26 protein-coding genes are annotated in these 16461 nt (G+C 33.9%); 3 read left to right on the forward strand and 23 right to left on the reverse strand.

The annotated features are described in order from the left end of the window. Positions 1–53: 53 nt before the first annotated feature. From ACZDYH_RS23175 to ACZDYH_RS23280, 22 genes are all read right to left on the reverse strand, one after another. The gene (locus ACZDYH_RS23175; RefSeq protein ID WP_000415940.1) at positions 54–398 is read right to left on the reverse strand and encodes a hypothetical protein; all 345 of its coding nucleotides are present in this window, start codon (positions 396–398) and stop codon (positions 54–56) included. 6 nt (positions 399–404) lie between these two features. Next, positions 405–1001, reverse strand: coding sequence for a major tail protein (locus ACZDYH_RS23180; protein ID WP_016125877.1), 597 nt, complete (start codon positions 999–1001; stop codon positions 405–407). After that, entirely contained in the window at positions 1002–1334 is a 333-nt protein-coding gene (locus ACZDYH_RS23185) for a hypothetical protein (RefSeq protein WP_326264522.1), read from the reverse strand. Continuing rightward, a complete protein-coding gene (locus ACZDYH_RS23190) occupies positions 1331–1675 on the reverse strand; it encodes an HK97 gp10 family phage protein (protein ID WP_406904003.1) in 345 nt (114 codons plus the stop codon). Before ACZDYH_RS23190 ends, ACZDYH_RS23185 begins: the two co-directional genes overlap by 4 nt. Position 1676: 1 nt before the next feature. Continuing rightward, positions 1677–2030 carry a phage head closure protein gene (locus tag ACZDYH_RS23195; protein ID WP_474887262.1) on the reverse strand — a complete coding sequence of 118 codons (354 nt, stop codon included), beginning with the start codon at positions 2028–2030 and terminating at the stop codon, positions 1677–1679. 1 nt (position 2031) lies between these two features. After that, on the reverse strand, positions 2032–2325 hold the full coding sequence (locus ACZDYH_RS23200) for a hypothetical protein (RefSeq protein ID WP_406904004.1): 294 nt from the start codon (positions 2323–2325) through the stop codon (positions 2032–2034). Between the two features lie 12 nt (positions 2326–2337). Continuing rightward, the gene (locus tag ACZDYH_RS23205) at positions 2338–3501 is read right to left on the reverse strand and encodes a phage major capsid protein (RefSeq protein WP_474887263.1); all 1164 of its coding nucleotides are present in this window, start codon (positions 3499–3501) and stop codon (positions 2338–2340) included. Positions 3502–3520: 19 nt separating this feature from the next. After that, entirely contained in the window at positions 3521–4297 is a 777-nt protein-coding gene (locus ACZDYH_RS23210; protein ID WP_000216402.1) for a head maturation protease, ClpP-related, read from the reverse strand. Continuing rightward, entirely contained in the window at positions 4281–5444 is a 1164-nt protein-coding gene (locus ACZDYH_RS23215) for a phage portal protein (protein WP_425592477.1), read from the reverse strand. The genes ACZDYH_RS23210 and ACZDYH_RS23215 overlap by 17 nt, the downstream gene beginning before the upstream one ends. 8 nt (positions 5445–5452) lie before the next feature. Further along, positions 5453–7111, reverse strand: a complete 1659-nt coding sequence (locus ACZDYH_RS23220) for a terminase TerL endonuclease subunit (protein WP_474887266.1) — start codon at positions 7109–7111, stop codon at positions 5453–5455. Further along, positions 7108–7443, reverse strand: coding sequence for a P27 family phage terminase small subunit (locus ACZDYH_RS23225; protein ID WP_000124848.1), 336 nt, complete (start codon positions 7441–7443; stop codon positions 7108–7110). Before ACZDYH_RS23225 ends, ACZDYH_RS23220 begins: the two co-directional genes overlap by 4 nt. A 117-nt stretch (positions 7444–7560) precedes the next feature. Then, entirely contained in the window at positions 7561–7773 is a 213-nt protein-coding gene (locus ACZDYH_RS23230) for a hypothetical protein (RefSeq protein WP_071714890.1), read from the reverse strand. A gap of 2 nt (positions 7774–7775) precedes the next feature. Continuing rightward, positions 7776–8111, reverse strand: coding sequence for an HNH endonuclease (locus ACZDYH_RS23235; RefSeq protein ID WP_368968853.1), 336 nt, complete (start codon positions 8109–8111; stop codon positions 7776–7778). Continuing rightward, complete coding sequence (locus tag ACZDYH_RS23240) at positions 8098–8361, reverse strand: hydrolase (RefSeq protein WP_071714888.1); 264 nt, start codon at positions 8359–8361, stop codon at positions 8098–8100. Before ACZDYH_RS23240 ends, ACZDYH_RS23235 begins: the two co-directional genes overlap by 14 nt. 135 nt (positions 8362–8496) lie before the next feature. Next, positions 8497–8712 (reverse strand): hypothetical protein, encoded by a 216-nt coding sequence (locus ACZDYH_RS23245; RefSeq protein ID WP_071714887.1) that lies wholly within the window; start codon positions 8710–8712, stop codon positions 8497–8499. Positions 8713–8774: 62 nt separating this feature from the next. Then, on the reverse strand, positions 8775–8957 hold the full coding sequence (locus ACZDYH_RS23250) for a sporulation protein Cse60 (RefSeq protein ID WP_071714886.1): 183 nt from the start codon (positions 8955–8957) through the stop codon (positions 8775–8777). Between the two features lie 458 nt (positions 8958–9415). Then, the gene (locus tag ACZDYH_RS23255) at positions 9416–9862 is read right to left on the reverse strand and encodes a hypothetical protein (protein ID WP_406904007.1); all 447 of its coding nucleotides are present in this window, start codon (positions 9860–9862) and stop codon (positions 9416–9418) included. A gap of 414 nt (positions 9863–10276) precedes the next feature. Then, positions 10277–11227, reverse strand: a complete 951-nt coding sequence (locus ACZDYH_RS23260; protein ID WP_001170296.1) for a nucleoside hydrolase — start codon at positions 11225–11227, stop codon at positions 10277–10279. A gap of 214 nt (positions 11228–11441) precedes the next feature. Further along, a complete protein-coding gene (locus tag ACZDYH_RS23265) occupies positions 11442–11984 on the reverse strand; it encodes a site-specific integrase (protein ID WP_046392735.1) in 543 nt (180 codons plus the stop codon). Then, a complete protein-coding gene (locus ACZDYH_RS23270) occupies positions 11984–12466 on the reverse strand; it encodes an ArpU family phage packaging/lysis transcriptional regulator (RefSeq protein WP_046392734.1) in 483 nt (160 codons plus the stop codon). The genes ACZDYH_RS23265 and ACZDYH_RS23270 overlap by 1 nt, the downstream gene beginning before the upstream one ends. Before the next feature lie 27 nt (positions 12467–12493). After that, the gene (locus ACZDYH_RS23275) at positions 12494–12664 is read right to left on the reverse strand and encodes a hypothetical protein (RefSeq protein WP_033695145.1); all 171 of its coding nucleotides are present in this window, start codon (positions 12662–12664) and stop codon (positions 12494–12496) included. Positions 12665–12768: 104 nt separating this feature from the next. Further along, a complete protein-coding gene (locus tag ACZDYH_RS23280) occupies positions 12769–12900 on the reverse strand; it encodes a DUF3983 domain-containing protein (protein ID WP_116344833.1) in 132 nt (43 codons plus the stop codon). A gap of 286 nt (positions 12901–13186) precedes the next feature. On the opposite strand from ACZDYH_RS23280, the gene ACZDYH_RS23285 reads away from it, so the two are divergent. Beyond that, entirely contained in the window at positions 13187–13471 is a 285-nt protein-coding gene (locus ACZDYH_RS23285; RefSeq protein WP_001123250.1) for a DUF4183 domain-containing protein, read from the forward strand. A gap of 410 nt (positions 13472–13881) precedes the next feature. On the opposite strand, the gene ACZDYH_RS23290 is transcribed toward ACZDYH_RS23285, so the two are convergent. After that, entirely contained in the window at positions 13882–14121 is a 240-nt protein-coding gene (locus ACZDYH_RS23290) for a hypothetical protein (protein WP_046392733.1), read from the reverse strand. Between the two features lie 806 nt (positions 14122–14927). Here ACZDYH_RS23290 and ACZDYH_RS23295 point away from each other — a divergent pair. Continuing rightward, a complete protein-coding gene (locus ACZDYH_RS23295) occupies positions 14928–15395 on the forward strand; it encodes a hypothetical protein (RefSeq protein ID WP_046392732.1) in 468 nt (155 codons plus the stop codon). A gap of 196 nt (positions 15396–15591) precedes the next feature. Further along, on the forward strand, positions 15592–16161 hold the full coding sequence (locus ACZDYH_RS23300) for a cupin domain-containing protein (RefSeq protein WP_046392731.1): 570 nt from the start codon (positions 15592–15594) through the stop codon (positions 16159–16161). Positions 16162–16461: the final 300 nt, after the last annotated feature.

Raw genomic sequence — 16461 nt, forward strand, 5'->3', positions numbered from 1 at the left:
AGTGGTGAACACATCACCCTGATTCGCTCCTTGTTGACTATTATTATTGCTATCTACAACTTTTTTTTAGATTGAATTGTGGAAGCTATCATATCTTGAATATCTTCTAAGATTTCGATGATTGGAAACTCATCAAATGAATCTAGCCAGACCATTGGCTCTGGTATCTTTGGATCGGCCGTTTTTGCCATAGTCCAAACAAGATTATAGAATACTTCGAAATCCACACTATCTAACTTACTTGGGTCTAGATTTTCCATATCGATTTTTCCAAGTGGTGCTAACTTGAGAAGTTGTGCGAAATAATCCTTTCCAAATTGCGCTTTAAATCGGACTGGTGTCCCTCCTGTACTTTTTAAACGAATGTCTTGGCCATCTACTGTAATTGTCTTTTCCATTTACTATTACGCTCCTTTTGGTGCTGCTGGTTTTTTAACGTATACTTCTTTGTACCAATTATCATAAATTGCTTGAGTTGTTTTAGATGTTGTTTTTGTTTTAACCATTGGTCTTCCACCAGGAGCTAAAACGATTGGACTAGAAACAAACTTCAGTTCATTTGTATTTGGTTCGGCTGAATTTGTTTTTGTTTTAGATGCAATTGTTGGACGACTCGCTGCACAGTTATACATAACATGTCGAGTAGCGTTTACATCGCCATCGAATTCAAATAGTAATGCAAATGGTTTCCCTTTCGCATCAGCTAATTCATTTAATACACCGTCGGTTTCATCTAACTGCTCACCCAATGCGTCAATGGCAAATTGTTCTGGAATAGTAGCGATGTTCAATGTTCCATCGTAACCTTGGTTATTACTTGCTGCGTAATAAAGCATGTCATCTGCATAGAATTCAATTAAATCACCACGTGGTTCAAATGTTAGTTCAACCCCACCAGGTAATGGAATCGGTGTCGCAAACTTTACTAAAAAATCTTGAATATCAAATGGGACATAATGTACATTCTTCAAACCAAACGTAACTTTATTTTCTTTACTCATTTATATCAACCTCATTTCGTATATTTTCTGGTACATATTTTCTGATTCAATAATCCCTTCAATCGGTGAGTCATAAGGAATCTCATGATCGTCTAGGACTTTTTCAAGTTTGGCTTCTGCAACTAAGTTTTTTCTTGTTGTGTAAAGTTCAATAATTACATCATTTATTTTGTGATACACTTTGTTGTCTGCCATTAGGTTTGATGATCCATCTGCAAGAAAACAAATATACGGAGGACTTGGTACAGGATTACCTGGCGTTGCTACGAAATGCGAATAAGCCACAGGGTAACCTGTAGCTTCAAGAAATTTCGTTAATTCACCTAATGTCATTGTTGAACCGCCCTTTCGATACGTCTTGGCAATTCATCAATGACATACTCTTCAACTGGACGGATATGCACCTGTGCCGGAACACGCCCCCCTCCAACTTTCGCATGTCCTTTTTCTAAAAGATGTGTTAATTGTCCTTGAGTATTATAGATAACAACACCATTGCCTTCTTTTTTCTTACGCCAACCTTTACGATATGCACCTGTTTTTTTAGGACTTTTCTGCTTTAATTTTTCTACAGCAACATCAGCAACTTCTTCCTGCGCTGTCAGTAATTCTTCTTTCACAACATTTGCATATCTTTGCAATTCTCTAGCAAGTTCGCTCGCAAAATCATTCATATTAAACATGCTCCTTTGCGATAATAGTCAATGTTTGATACAATTCATCATCATTCATTGGCGGTTCGATAATGTCAAAGATACGATCCTTCATTTTAATTCGCATTAATTCTGTAATTCCTGTTGTATAGGGAATTACAAGCCGATAAATTCGTGTAGACTGTGAAGCCGAAGCTTCAATGTACTCTGAACCTTTTACCGTTTTTATCATTGCCCATGCTTTTTTTACTTCTTGCCAATTACCTGTTTCAACTTCTTGATTCAAATCATCTTTTATTACTTCAGGTTGCTCAATGATAATTCGATTTCTACAATCACCTGTATTTAGTGGTTTCTTGTACTGAAAAGGACGCATATTAATCACCGTCCAATTTAATTTCTTCTAATGCTTTATCGATACCTAAACTATTAATCTGACTTAAAAAATTCTTGTCAAAATACTCTAATGCATCGTTATAAACATAACGAGAACGTTCAAAGACTAATTCTTTGAACTCCTCGTCTTTATTTATATCATAATTCCCACAAACCCTAATTAATGCCTTGTTAGACGTAGAAAGGATGCGCTTTAGGTTATCATCTTCCTCATCCCCTAAGTGCATCCTATCTTTAAATTCCTGTAATATTTCATTTGAAATTACTGTTTCCATTTACATCATTCCTTATTTAGTTGCTGGTGGAGTTGGTGGTGTAAATGAAATTTCTAAATCGAAAACAAGAGCCGCTTTATTATCTTTCGGTTTCCCATTAGCAAATTGTTTAATTGTATAAAGAGTAGCATCTTCGAAAGCTAATGTTTGATCAAATTCTTTTAGCTTGTATCCACCTGCGATTGCAGCAATATATTGTCCTTTTACAAAGAATAATGCTTTACCAACAGGAACTTCCTCACACTCTACAGGTTTAATGTTATAAGGCAATGCCATTACCCATTGACCTGTTAAGGTCTGGATTGTATTACGTGCTTGTACGCCAATCGCATCAATCGGGTTAACTACCATTACAATTTTATTTAATACTTTTCTGGATTTCCCTTTCGCATCAACAGATAATGCTTTTACTACTTCATAAAGTTCGCCTGCTACAATTTCCCCTTTATCAGACGGAGCAAATGTTAATTTGCCAGAAGATTTTTTATCAGTAACAGCGCCTGTTTCTGGATTTACATCTTTCATTAAACCGACTGGTTGATGTGCTACAGATCCTCCACCATTAATAAAACCAAATTCTAGACCAACAGAATATGTTTCTACTAAAACAGTTCGAACATAGCGTTCAATCCATTCCGGCCCAAGTTCCTTCATATCATTCGGAATTGCTGCAAATGCAGTTAATTTAAGTTGACCAATTTTTTCTTGTTTGAAGATAGCATCAATTTGCCCACGGATTTCCCCGAATAATTCGCCCCATACATACGCCTTCGTTGCATCAGAGTAAATAAACTTCGTAACTGCTCCTAAGTCTTGCAAACCAATTTCAGCTAATAAGGGATGTTCTGTAACTAAATCTTCAAACACACGCTCTTGCGTCGTTACAGGAAGGATTGAGCCATCTGTAAATCCACCTTCTTTAACAACTGCATTAAAGAATTTTGTTTCTGATGAAGTTAAAACATTTTGACCACGTTGCTGTAAAATTGAACGATCAAGCATATCGTTATTTACTTGTTCACGAACTGTATTTGCTACATCTGTTTGTAGTGCATCAAAGAAACCTTCAAACGCTGACGTTTGTTCTTGTTCTGTACTTTCCGCGTTAGTTAAAGTATCCGTCAATTTTGCTTTTGCCTTATTAAATGCTTCAGATTTATTAAATTTAATAACCATTATGTGTTTCCTCCGTTTTTTATAATTTTAAAAGGAGCCCTTTAATCCCACTGTTTTTTACAGGTTTAGGATTCGGCTCCTTTGGTTGTTCTTCTATATTGTTTTGTAAATCATTCAGAATTTCATTTTTCAATCCTGATAATGCTGCATTTAAATCTTCTTTTGTAATTCCTTGGCCTTTGTTCATGGTTCCATTTCTAAAGCCATCGATTACTTTCTGCGGAAGCATGGCAGCAGTAGCCGTTGAAGCCGTCATTTTAACTGGATTCTCCATAAACATGATTTCATCCGCGAAATTGTTTTCTAATGCTTGTTGCGGACCCATCCAAGTTTCTTCAGCCATCATGTTAAGTAGTTCTTCCTCAGATTTACCACTTTTAATGACATAGGCATTTACAATTGCTCGATCTGTTATTTTTAACATCTCGGCTGCCTTTTCCATGTCACGATGATCTCCACCATGCCACTTAGCAGCGTTGTGAATCATGATTTTTGCTGTTGGAGAAATTCGAACTTTATCACCAGCCATCGCAATTACAGAAGCTGCACTTGCTGCCAAACCAACAATTTGAACTTCTACATGACCAGGATAATTTTTTAATGCTGTGTAAATTTCCGAACCCTCATCTACATAACCACCAGGACTATTGATTGATACAATTAAATCCTCACTATTTGCGTTATCCAGTTGTTTTGTAATCTTACCTGGGCTTGTAGCATCCATTTCAAACCAATCATAAATCCAAGCTTCATCATTCGAAATAATTGGTCCTTTAACGTCAATTTTCACCGTCATTTGTATTCTCACCTCCTTCAGATTCAGTTAGTTTCGTATAGTTTTTCGTAATATGATGTGTATTTAAGTTAGGATCATCAGAAACTTCATATCCTACTTCTAATCGAATCTCATTCCCTGTAAATGCACTTGAAGAAATGAGTTTATCGATGCTTGTCGCAAGATCAAATATACTTTGATAAGAAACAGCTTTAACTTCAATTTTTTGACCTGAAAGATACTCTTCTTCTTCAAAAAATTTAACGTTTGCTTCATCAGAAATCTTTTTTAATAAAGGTTTCACTGTGAAAAGCATATAATTTTTCGTTTGCTTCTCCACATCAGCCATCTCGCCATATATCAAAGCAGTTGGAATACCAAAAGCCATTGCTACTTGATTTAAGAAGCCATTCGTTACTTTATTGATTTCCTCCACACTCTGACCAGAATTCCCTCCGCCAGATGTTTCAGCATACTTAAAACCTGGTTGTTGTGGAATAATAGCAACGTCTTTTTCTCCAATTGCTTTATACATGTTATCAATGAATTCTTGAAGTTTGGCTTGATGTTTTTCACTCTTTGCAGCAAGCATATCCATATCAACTGTTCCGCGAATTTGATTCTTACGTTTTTGAGAACTTAATATTCTACCGAATAAATCACCATAATCAGTAAACAAACCATCGATAAGAGGTGATAACTTATCATTCCTGTATCTTAAATGAATGACTTCACTTTGTTTAAAACTTCTCTTAAACTGATAATCTTTTACGGTGACATTTGTAAAAGTATCTTCAAACACAGCATATTCATTATGTTCAAAGTCATCAGCAATAAGTAAATCACCATCATCCGCTTGTATAATCAAAGCTTCATTATCATAAATAAGTTTGTAAATGAAACTCTCCCAAAAGGTACTTGCTGTCATATTCTTATTCGGTCTGACATTTAATCGATAGTAAAGCTCATCCTTTTCAAATTCTTCACCATTTTTCACTCTAAATTCTGACTGACTAATTGTTCTCCCTAAAAAGGATATACAGGTATCAATCGCCAGTCGCTTCATGTGTACTCTATTGGCTTTCTCAATAAACATTTCCACATCAAACATAAATCCTACTTCACTATTTCTTTTAAATACTGCATCTAGCCATCCAATGATTATCACCCCCTTTATTAGAATTTAATACCATCTAGCATAAAGTCGAATTCATCCACAAGAATGTTATCCGCTTGCCATAGCGCATGAATAAAAGCTTGAAATCCATCTGTTTTACGCTTAAATTCATCTTTTTTCAGATACTCTTTGTTGCCGTCTTTTTTGATGTGGACGTAGACATTGTTAGTGTACCAACGCATCAATGGATTATCTCCAAAAATAATGCGATTGTTTGCAAACAACGTTTCAACTCTTGGTGCTAAAAGAGAATGTATTGCCTTTGGATTACGGATATATAACAATATAAATCCTTCAGCTTCAAGTGCCGTTTTGACAAGATCAAGGCGGAATGTATCGGCTACAATCGTATTAACACCGTATAACTCACGCATTTTTACAAACCAATCTACAATGTGAGAGATATTAATAACTGGTTCATCCACAATAGTTAGTAAGCCATTTTCAGCCCATTCATATATAGGTGCTTTTAATTTCACCTTGTCCAAAAATCCTTTACGTACAAATGAATGACCTTTCCATATATAATCTTCACCATGTTTAAAGAGTAGACCAACCGCAGCAAAGTCTTTAATGCTGGCGAAGTCGAGTCCGCCTACAGCTACTTTATGTTTTAAATCTGGAACCTCTCTGAGCGTTTCCCCATCTTCTTCAAAACCAGTACGCATGATTTCTTCCCATGAAGCTACAGACTTTGTTAAATCTGTTTCAGGATAATTCATACGTTTTGTTATGAATTCTTCACGGTTTGAAGGATTATTTTCTAATTGTTTATATTGAGTTAATACCTTTTTAAATAATTGTTTAGCATAAGAACTTCTCGGCTCGCTAAACATCGGATTCGCTTTTTCCCATACATCAGGATTATCAATTTCTTCTGGATTATCTATCTTGCAAATGAAAGGAAATAATGGATCTTCTAAATCTTTCCCCTTTAGAATATTCATCGCCCGCTCTTTTGTTTTGTCCAGGAATCCATCGCGGACAAAGCCATCTGTACCAATAAAAAATTCTCTAGCATTTGGCACTTTTCCAAGTCCACTAGAAAATACATTTACTACATCAAAGTTTTCATATCGATGTATTTCATCGTAAATAACACAACCGTCACGAAGTCCATCCTTAGAACCAGCATTAGATGTATGATATTGAATAATGCTTTGCGTATCGTTACTCAGTATCTCTACCTTGGTTCGATAAAACATATCTTCTAGTATTTTTTTTCCTTTAATAGCATCATAGACTTCACGAAAAGAAACTTTGGCCTGTTTCTCGTTGTTCGCCACAATTGAAACATTGTATCGATCTATTCCGTGCAGCGGACTAATAAAGAAATGGCATAATGATGAAATTAAACCGTTTTTACCACCACCACGAGCCATCATAATTAAAAATTGCTCGTAAAAAACAGAATCATCTTCTTTATAGAAAAGAAAAACGAATGCTGTTAGGAACTTTTGAAATGCTTGCAATTCAAAGTACCATTTCTCAGTGAATTTTATATAGTCCTCATGCATTTCATTATCGAAATACAAATCATCGCGTATTAAAATGTATTTCTCCAGGTACTCAATTAGCATTATGCGCTCTTTATTCAGCTTAATTTTCCCTGCGCGATACATCTCAATATATTCAGTGACATAATTATTTTGAATCATGTTAAATCTTTAACTGAGCGCACAGGTTTTGAAGGAACTTTCTTTTCTTCTGCCGATGCTTCTAATCCAAGTGCATCTAAAATCTTTATCATTCGATCATTTGTTTTATGTAAATCATTAATAGAAGGATTGGATTTCGGACCATGCATGCCAGATACTTTTATTCCTGTTTCTTCAATATCATCAACAAGAACACACTTTAAATCCCACAACGATAAATAGTCTTGAATTAAGTCAGTATAATGATTACCTACAATCTTTTTTTCTTTTAATTGATTTGTTAGATCCTTTTCAATCCTTTTTCTCATTGTTTCACGCTTCACTCTAGCCACAATATCCCTCCCTTCTGATTTACATCGTTTTCCAATTTGATATAACGCGCGAATTTGGTTCTAAATTTGAAAAATCGACCCCCTCCTCCGGTGCCCCTTAGAGCAATTTTGTTGAAATTATTTAAGGGGGGGTATTATTTTTAATTTCTCAGCAATCTTTTTAGTTGTTTCATATAAACCATCCGTTTTATTACCCATCATCATCCAAGAAGCATATAACTCATTCGAATACTCTGACCAAATATCTTCAGCCTGTTCATTTGTAATGACATAACCTTCAAGTCTATAAGCTTTAACTAATAGAGCTACATCTTGTTCATAAGTATCCAACGTTACCACCTCTCATCGTCTTGCCATTTGTTTACCTTCTTAAAGAACACTCTACCGTGTTCTTTATTATGACAATCCACACAGACTGTTTCTAAGTTATCTATTTCTAATGCAAGCTCTGGATGATGTTCTAGTTCTTTTATATGATGGACAACGAGCTGAATCTTCTTACGCTTTGCACTCTCACTGTATTCATTGGTGTCCACACGAACACTACCATTGCGCTTACACTCTTGGCATTCATAGTTGTCTCTCTTCTTTACTTGTTCTCGTATCTGTTTCCATTCACCACTATCATAGAACTTACGCTTCTGTTGTTTCGTTTTATACTCTTTCATTCGTCTTTACCAAACAATCCTTATTACCTTTATCCCTCTCCAATAAATCTTTTATTGGTGTTTGCATGAGATATTCTACAGAATAAAACATAGGCTTCTGTCCATACAGTTTGTAATACTTGAATCGATTAACATCAATCCCAGACTTCTTATATGCTTTCTCATGTGGCTTAAGATATTTGATATATGCTTTCTTATCAATAGACATAAGACCAAGTGCAGCAATCTTACCGTTTAAAACGCTATCCAATTATCCTCACCTCTTTTAAAAGAATATTCCAATTATATATTTACCAAATAAATACAAGTTGTTATAATAAGGTTAACATTGCCATCAGGAAAAGTGATTCGCACCCCAATGCGAGTTGCTTTTCCTTTTTTATGTTTACTGTTTTAGAAACTCATCAATCGTTTTATCTAGTGCACTAATAAGCGATATTCTTGTTTGTTTTGGTGTCATATTATCACTCGCCTCATTATACAAATCTACAGCTTTTTCTAATTTCTGAGGTGCAATATGTTCTTTTACTAACCTTAAACCAATAGCATGATTTATTAAATTACCTATAATAGCTGTTTGTTCTTGTTTACTTAGTTTCATTTGTTCTCACTCCTCCTCCAAAATAAAAAGCACTCCCTAAGGAATGCTTTGACAATTACGTATTAAATCTTGTAAATAACCATAGCCGAATGGAAATCAGTTCTATCTTCTCCGTATGTATAACTGTTAAATTTAATATCAATTAATTCGAATGAAGATGATTTTCCTTCTGTTGCTAAAAAATTGTTTATTTCTTCTTCTAATGTCGATGTCTTTGGACAATCAAATAGTTTCACTTTATTCATCTTTTAATCCCTCCTATTCATTGTAATATTATACTATAAGAAAGTTACACATATCTATCCAATATCAAATTTATTTATATAACGCATAATAAAAGAGTAACCATGCATCAGTTGCCCTTTCGTCAATTTGTTATGTTATTACTATACATTCGGTAAATGAAGTTTTATTCTTCTTCCAACCACCTAATTTTGTTTGTGTTTAACTATCACAACGTTATTAAGTTACTGGAAGAAGAGCAAAAGCTCTCCCTAATAACAGTATCATTCAATCATTACCATCTGCTGGTTTCGGATTTTATGTGCCGTCATTATGAAACCGTTTAGACAACATATAGTTTATAAAGGAATTTATGAGTTATGTTTTCCGCCACTTCTCACAATACAACTATATCACGTTGATTCCAAAACAACCGGCACATTTCCTGCCAAAAAGCGGTCACGACTCTGCCACACTTTTATTAATTGTTTTCATCCCATACATTTTGAGCGATTCTATTAATTTCATCCATATATTGAACTAAGTCATCCATATACCTTTGCTCATCATAGATAAAAATTTTATTTTCCTTTGCCGTTTCTACTAGTACTTCAATCTCATTTGTTACTAAATTCATTTCTGCTTTAATCTTTCCAAAACAGATTTGTTCCTTGGACAAGTTATCAGCTTTATTTATTAAGTCATTATAATGAGGATTTTTCATAAGTTCTAATGTATTGTCATTATTTCTTAATTGTTCATTTATTTCCTCAAATAGTAGATGTAATTCTTTTTCATTATTTTTAATTGTTAACAGATCATATTCTTTATAGGTCGATGTTTCTTTCACTTTATTTACAATGAAACTCCTAGCCTTTGTGAAAATCACGTCCATTGCATTAAATCTTTCTTGATTTGAAATAATCACTTTAATCACTCCCATATTTTAATATTCTCATATCTATTTTACCACATTAGAAAGAATATTCACTTAATTCTCCTCTTCACTTACCCATATCTTATATTTTGTGTAACTAATCTAAATGCTACAGCCTTTGATATCCATAGCTTCATAACACTTCCTCTTTTGAGTTACACAACACAATAAAAATGAGTAACTGTATAGAATGGGGTAGAATAACATGGCCACCAATTTAAAATTTTAATGTACTCCAAAAATAAAAATCCACTGCATTTAATTACTTTAAATAGTCAGTGAATTTTTATTTTATTAGCTTGATAGTGGTGAAATACTGCCAGAATTCCAAAAATTTTGTATGCTAAGAGAATTTCAACCTAAAAAGTTGGATTCCTATGAGTTAAATAAAATGAATAAAGTCTTTTACACTCTCTTCTTTAAGAACGTTTCCATAATATCCTTCCTGAACCTTTCATAATCAAACTGAAAAGCTACATTATGCGTTTTATAGCCTGGATTAGTAACAAAACGAAAGTCTGCAATGCTTTGACCAAACCCTTCCCCTTGATCAGGAATTACTTTAATGGGTACTCTCGAAAGGCTAACAGCCTCCCTATTTAACAAATACCACACTGTTACAAAATCATGCATAGGACTTCCACTTATACCTGGATTAGACTTGGAGTAAAAATTATAATAATAATCTAACATAGGTTTAATGATAAGCCCTGCAAGATCCTGTGTATTCCGATGAAATGCATCAATTTGCTGGACCATTTCGGGTGTAACAATCGCATGTTGGGTCACATTTAAAGGAATAATTGTCAAGTTCTTTGCATGTTGCAGAATTAAGTTTGCTGCATAAGGGTCTGCGTAAAAATTAGCTTCAGCCACAGCAGTTACGTTACCCGGATAGAAAAAAGCTCCCCCCATGCAAATGCATTCTCTTACATTTCGCATTGTTTCTAAATTCAATACAAAAGTTGTAGCTAGTGAAGAAAGTCTTCCTAAATTGATAATTGTAAGTTCTTCTAAATTCGATTCTATAATTTGATAAATATCATTTAAAGGATAAACTGGATATGAAATTTCAGGTGGAATAATAGGTCCTAATCCAACTTTTCCATGTACCTCAGGGAAATACTGAGTCAATATACCTGTCAATGGTACAGAAGCACCCAGGAATACAGGTATTTCTTCTCTTCCCGCAATGTACTTTAAATAGTTAATATTTCTTATTACATTTTCTCTTGATACATTTCCATAATCGGCCACGATTCCTACAAGTTGAATGTCTTTACGAAAAAAGGTGTAGAGTATAGCAAATGCATCATCAATCCCTAAATCTGTAAACAGGAGAACCTTTTTTTGCATATCTCTTCCTCCAAAATTTATAGAATTCTACTTTCGCCAATGATGTAGTGATTAGACTACGCTTGTATATATATTTTTTATGTATTCTTAAAGAGTGGATTCTATTCACTTGAAATAGCTTTGCTCATCTAAATTTGATTTTATGTTCAAGCGTAAGTTTCGGTTCTTAAGTCGATAAGCATGTGTTGTTATCCTTGAATAAAAAAAGCAATGATTAGATTTTAAACCTATTCATCGCTTTATCCATTGCATCTTGGTTTACTCCTATATATCTCAAAGTTACGCGTTCACTTGAATGATTGAATATCTCCATTAGCAAGGCTATGTTCTTTGTCTGCATGTACATATGATAACCGAACGTCTTACGTAATGTATGCGTTCCAATCTCGTCTATGCCAAACTCTGTTGCTGTACTACTAAGTATTTTATACGCCATGCTTCTTCCAATTGGTCGATTCTTTCCTTGCCTGCTCTTAATTAAATACTCATGGTCTTCCATATCTTCAATGTACCACTTTAATTCTCTTCTTAATGCTGCAGTAATCTGAATACGTTTCTGCTTCCCCGTCTTCATTTCACGCATGGAAATATGACTTCCCTTTAAATCTCCAACCTTCAATTTTAGAATGTCACTTATACGTAAGCCCGTATTGATTCCCATTACAAACAAGATATAATTACGTTCACTCTTTTCTTTTAAATACTCTTTAATTTGTTGTATTTGCTCTGGATCACGTATCGGTTGAACAAAATTCATTATTTATTACCTCCAGTTTCTACTGTCTCATAAACTTCTAATCCTAGTGCAAAAGCAAGTTTATAAAACGCTTTAGACTTCCAACGTCGATAAGTGCGCTCTGACATCCCTATCTCGTTATAAACCATGTAGTCACACACATCCTCTTCTTCTAAATAACGTTTATAAATAATATCTCTTTGAATACTTCCTGCACGTCCGTTTCCTAATCGATTTAGAAACTGATCAATACGTAATGACATTTTTTCAAGCCACTCTTCTCTTTTGCTTTGCTGAATATTTACTACAGCAACATCTTCTAATGGTTTTCCAACTGTATGTGTAGGACCATGCTCACGTATTTCATAAGAAGGAGTGACTTTCATTTCTTTACGCATCATCCCGAATTGTCTATGTATACGTATGCTTTCCAACACACCTTCTAATTCCGCTTGTGTCGCCGTTCTGTCAATTTTTGATAAGAAAGATAATTGTTTAGTCATGTAAGACCACTCCTTTTTATTTTTAAATTACTTTTGTCTTATTGCTCCACGTCTTCGTTCATAGCAAGGTCTATGCATCCCCATTAAATCTTCAATATCACGAGTGCTTAATTTCTCTTTTTGTTTTTTCTTGTTTTTCTTCTTTCCTTGCTTGGATTTCTTTTTCCATTCAAGTAATTGATCCTTTAACACCTTCATTTCCCCATCTCCCTTTTCAAAATAAAAAGGACACCTATTCGTAAAACAGCCTTAATTGCTGCTTTAATGAATTGGTGTCCTCTAGTTTTCTAGCCGGACTATATTTATTTCATGATACTTGTCTGTATAAACAGATTCCTCCAAGCTTTATCTATTCTATCTTTCTCATATTTTTGTATAACCTTTGTACGACGAGCAATTGCTTTTTTTAGTTTCTTTTTCTTTAAATTATTCAACCCTCTCACTCCTTCTTGTAAAACAGTTTTGTCCATTTTGGGGCGTTTTCATTACTTTAATACCTTATTACATTCAAAAAACTGCTCAAATGGAAGTTTTACCTATATAATTTCAAAAGGATTATTTTGTTTAAATTTATACTACATCTTATAAACACATACGAATTATACTTTTTTACTAGTATACAAGCCGTATCTTTTAAAAGAATCACAACATAGAATACAATACAGGACAAGACTTTCAAAAAACTTGTCTAAGTTTATTCTCAAAAAGGGGTGAACATAAATGCCTATCGTTAAGCCTTTTATAGCTGGAAGACGATTTGTAAGTACAGCAGCTACAGGGACTGTCGCTGGAGCGGATTTAACTTTTGCTAACACAGACTTCACCGATGATACTGGTGCTGTAACAACCTTCCCTGCTTCTTATGCTTTTTTAACGCTTTATATTAATGGTGTTATTCAAACAGGTGATACTATTACTGGTGTGACTACTACAGCTGCTACTATTGTAGGAGGTGCCGTACTAGATGGAGGTACTCCTATCGCAATTGAATTTACAATAACGTAAATTTAGTTGTCTTTTTAGGGGTTTCATTAAAAGAAACCCCTAATTTTAAAAAACTGATATTAATTTTAGTAGCAACTACATAACACAGTGCATATACTAGTTTTGAATGATAGGAATTTATACTCACTCTCGAAAAGAGCACCTATAGATAGTGCTCTTTTTTAGCTTCCTCTTTTCTACAAAATAAAATTTTTATATACATAAATACCGGACTAAATGCCTAAAATAATTAAAAATTTAGGCGGTATTCAATGAAAACAGTACTCACAACCCTTAAATATTTATTAATTACACTTGGAATTTCTTGCTTAATTATTTTAGGTTACATATGGTATTTTCCACATTAATTTAAAATGCCTAACGTTCTTTCTGGTGCGTAATACCCAAACATAACGCCCCATGCATCTTTTTCAATACCAAGCCTGATTTTCAGCATTCTTTTTCTCCATTCCGATCCCAATTACAACATTACCTAACATATCCGCTAAATTATGAGCTTCTTCCATGTTTGATGTATGGAACCTAATTACTCTACCGTCAGGAAAATTCATTGAAGCTCCTCGAGATTTTTCTGATCCGAACGTGCTGCAATAAACTCCAGTTTTACGCCACAAACACTTATTTTTGTCTATGTGACATGCACTACCCATTTCTTTTTTCCTCCCCTGAATAAAACTCAATATTCCGTTAATACTGTAGACAACCCATTAAGTTACTTTCTCCTTGTTCCCCCTTGGAGGACCGAGCAGTTAGCTTTTGCTAGCTGCTCTTTGTATTTTAAATTTTATTTTCACCCCTACTACGGAATTTTCATATGTTATTGTGTAGTCGCATCTTTTCGGTTGTGAGCTCATTCATTTTATTTCTTAAAAACCTTCATGAAATATCATGTACTAAACACTCTGAGGAATAGCGCTGTTCGAAGGCGCTCTTTTTTTCATCCTAATAATCTTCACAATTCTGTACATACTACTGATAAGCTGCTTTCTTAACAGTGTTTGCAGCCCGGAACCTTTTTTAGGAATGGAGCAGTTAGCTTTTGCTAGCTGCTCTTTTTTTCGTATAGGTACCCATTTACTCTAAAATGAATAAACTATCTTGAACCTTATTTTTCAGTCATTTACTGTTTCATGACTTACAAACATAACCCCAATACATGGAATGCTTTTTAAGCGAGCACTCTGGAACAAGTGCTCGTTTTACTTTGGCATTTTTCTACAAAATGAAATTTTTATACAAAATACACATAACTCAATCTACATAATTTCATACGATATATTGCATCATTTCTTTTTAGAGTGGATAGTCGTTACAGAAGGGCACTTTACAAAGTGCTCTTACATTTACATACCAAATAGCGTTTTTGTTTAAATCCACTTTTTTAACTGTGGCTTTACTAACACTTTTGTGCTAGAATCCACTAGGATATTATTTTGAAATTATTTTTGGAGGCTTTATGAATAATCAAAACAACAATGAAACAAACAACATCAATAGAGTATTGGCAATTTTTCTAATAGTATCACCACTATTAATGCCTATCGTACTACCTACAGCCATAATTGTAGGAATGAAACAATGGATGCCTGATGACGTTGAATACCCAAGTATAATGTCACTATTGACTTTATGTATTGGATTTTTCATAGTTGGAATCATCTTCTCTTTCTTATTACGCGTATTTAAACTATCTGAAGAAAAGCTAAAAGAATTAGGTTTCTTAGGATTTACAATTTCAATTGTTAGTACATTCCTGTCAATGTATGTCGGATATTTTTGGCTAGCAAAACTTAATTTCACAGCAGTGCAATTATCACCACATGCTGTATTAACCTTTGCAATTTTATCTACAATTCTTTTAGAAGTAATATTTAAGCTGATTGATAAATTTGATACACCTGATACAAAAGAAACAATTGAATAGATATTAAAATGATTATCTTAGAGTACATATCAACATGTGCTCTTTTTTCTTTTTAATCAAATAACGATTTTATTAAGTTTTTTATACAAATTGTACATCCTTTATTACTGCCCATTTCCTCTTATTCTGCATTCCTATAAATAGACAACAGCATAGGATAAACAGGAAATGATAAAATCATGAGAGGAGCTTGGATATGCAATATAATCCACGTTATTATCAATGTCAAAGCTCAATGGATAACATCTGGAATAACAATAATTGGATTTACGGTTGGAATCCTTATTATTACAGTTACAACAATAATGCTTGGGACCACAACCGGAATCCTTGTTGTGAAAATGTTAGATTAACAGATTATGGAGCTAGACCATTTGTATTGAATATTAACCAAGCCACTAAACAAAACAATACTTATCGCACCGCTATCTGGACAGGAAAAAACTTACAAGTAACTTTAATGAGTATTAATGTTGGAGATGACATAGGTTTAGAAGTACACCCTACAACTGATCAATTCATACGTATTGAAGAGGGCCAAGGACTCGTTCAAATGGGTGATAACAAAGATAAATTAGATTTTCAAGAAATGGTCTATGATGACTATGCAATTATGATACCTGCTGGAAAATGGCATAATGTAATCAATATGGGGAATAAACCACTTAAAATTTACTCTATATATGCACCTCCAGAGCATCCCTATGGTACAGTTCATGAAACAAAAGCGATTGCCATGTCTACTGAAGCAAATCGGTATTACTAATGAGAAATTATCTTAGTCTTAAACAAAATTATTGCTTAAATACTTCAAAGCCATAAAAAATTTAAAATAACTCTTAGTCAGAGAGCCCCTTAAAAACCGCTCTTTAATTTTTAAATAAAGATTTTATCTAAATCCATTCACTAATCTCATACTTTGACATACAATAATAGTGCCTTTCTATATAATGTGAGTTCGTCACTGTCGTTATAATGAGGTATAAGGAGCGCTCACGATTAGCGCTCTTTTTATTTAAATAAAGATTTTATTTTTAATTACACCTATCTAAAAAACATACATACA

This window comes from Bacillus sp. EB V-12, from assembly GCF_056158125.1.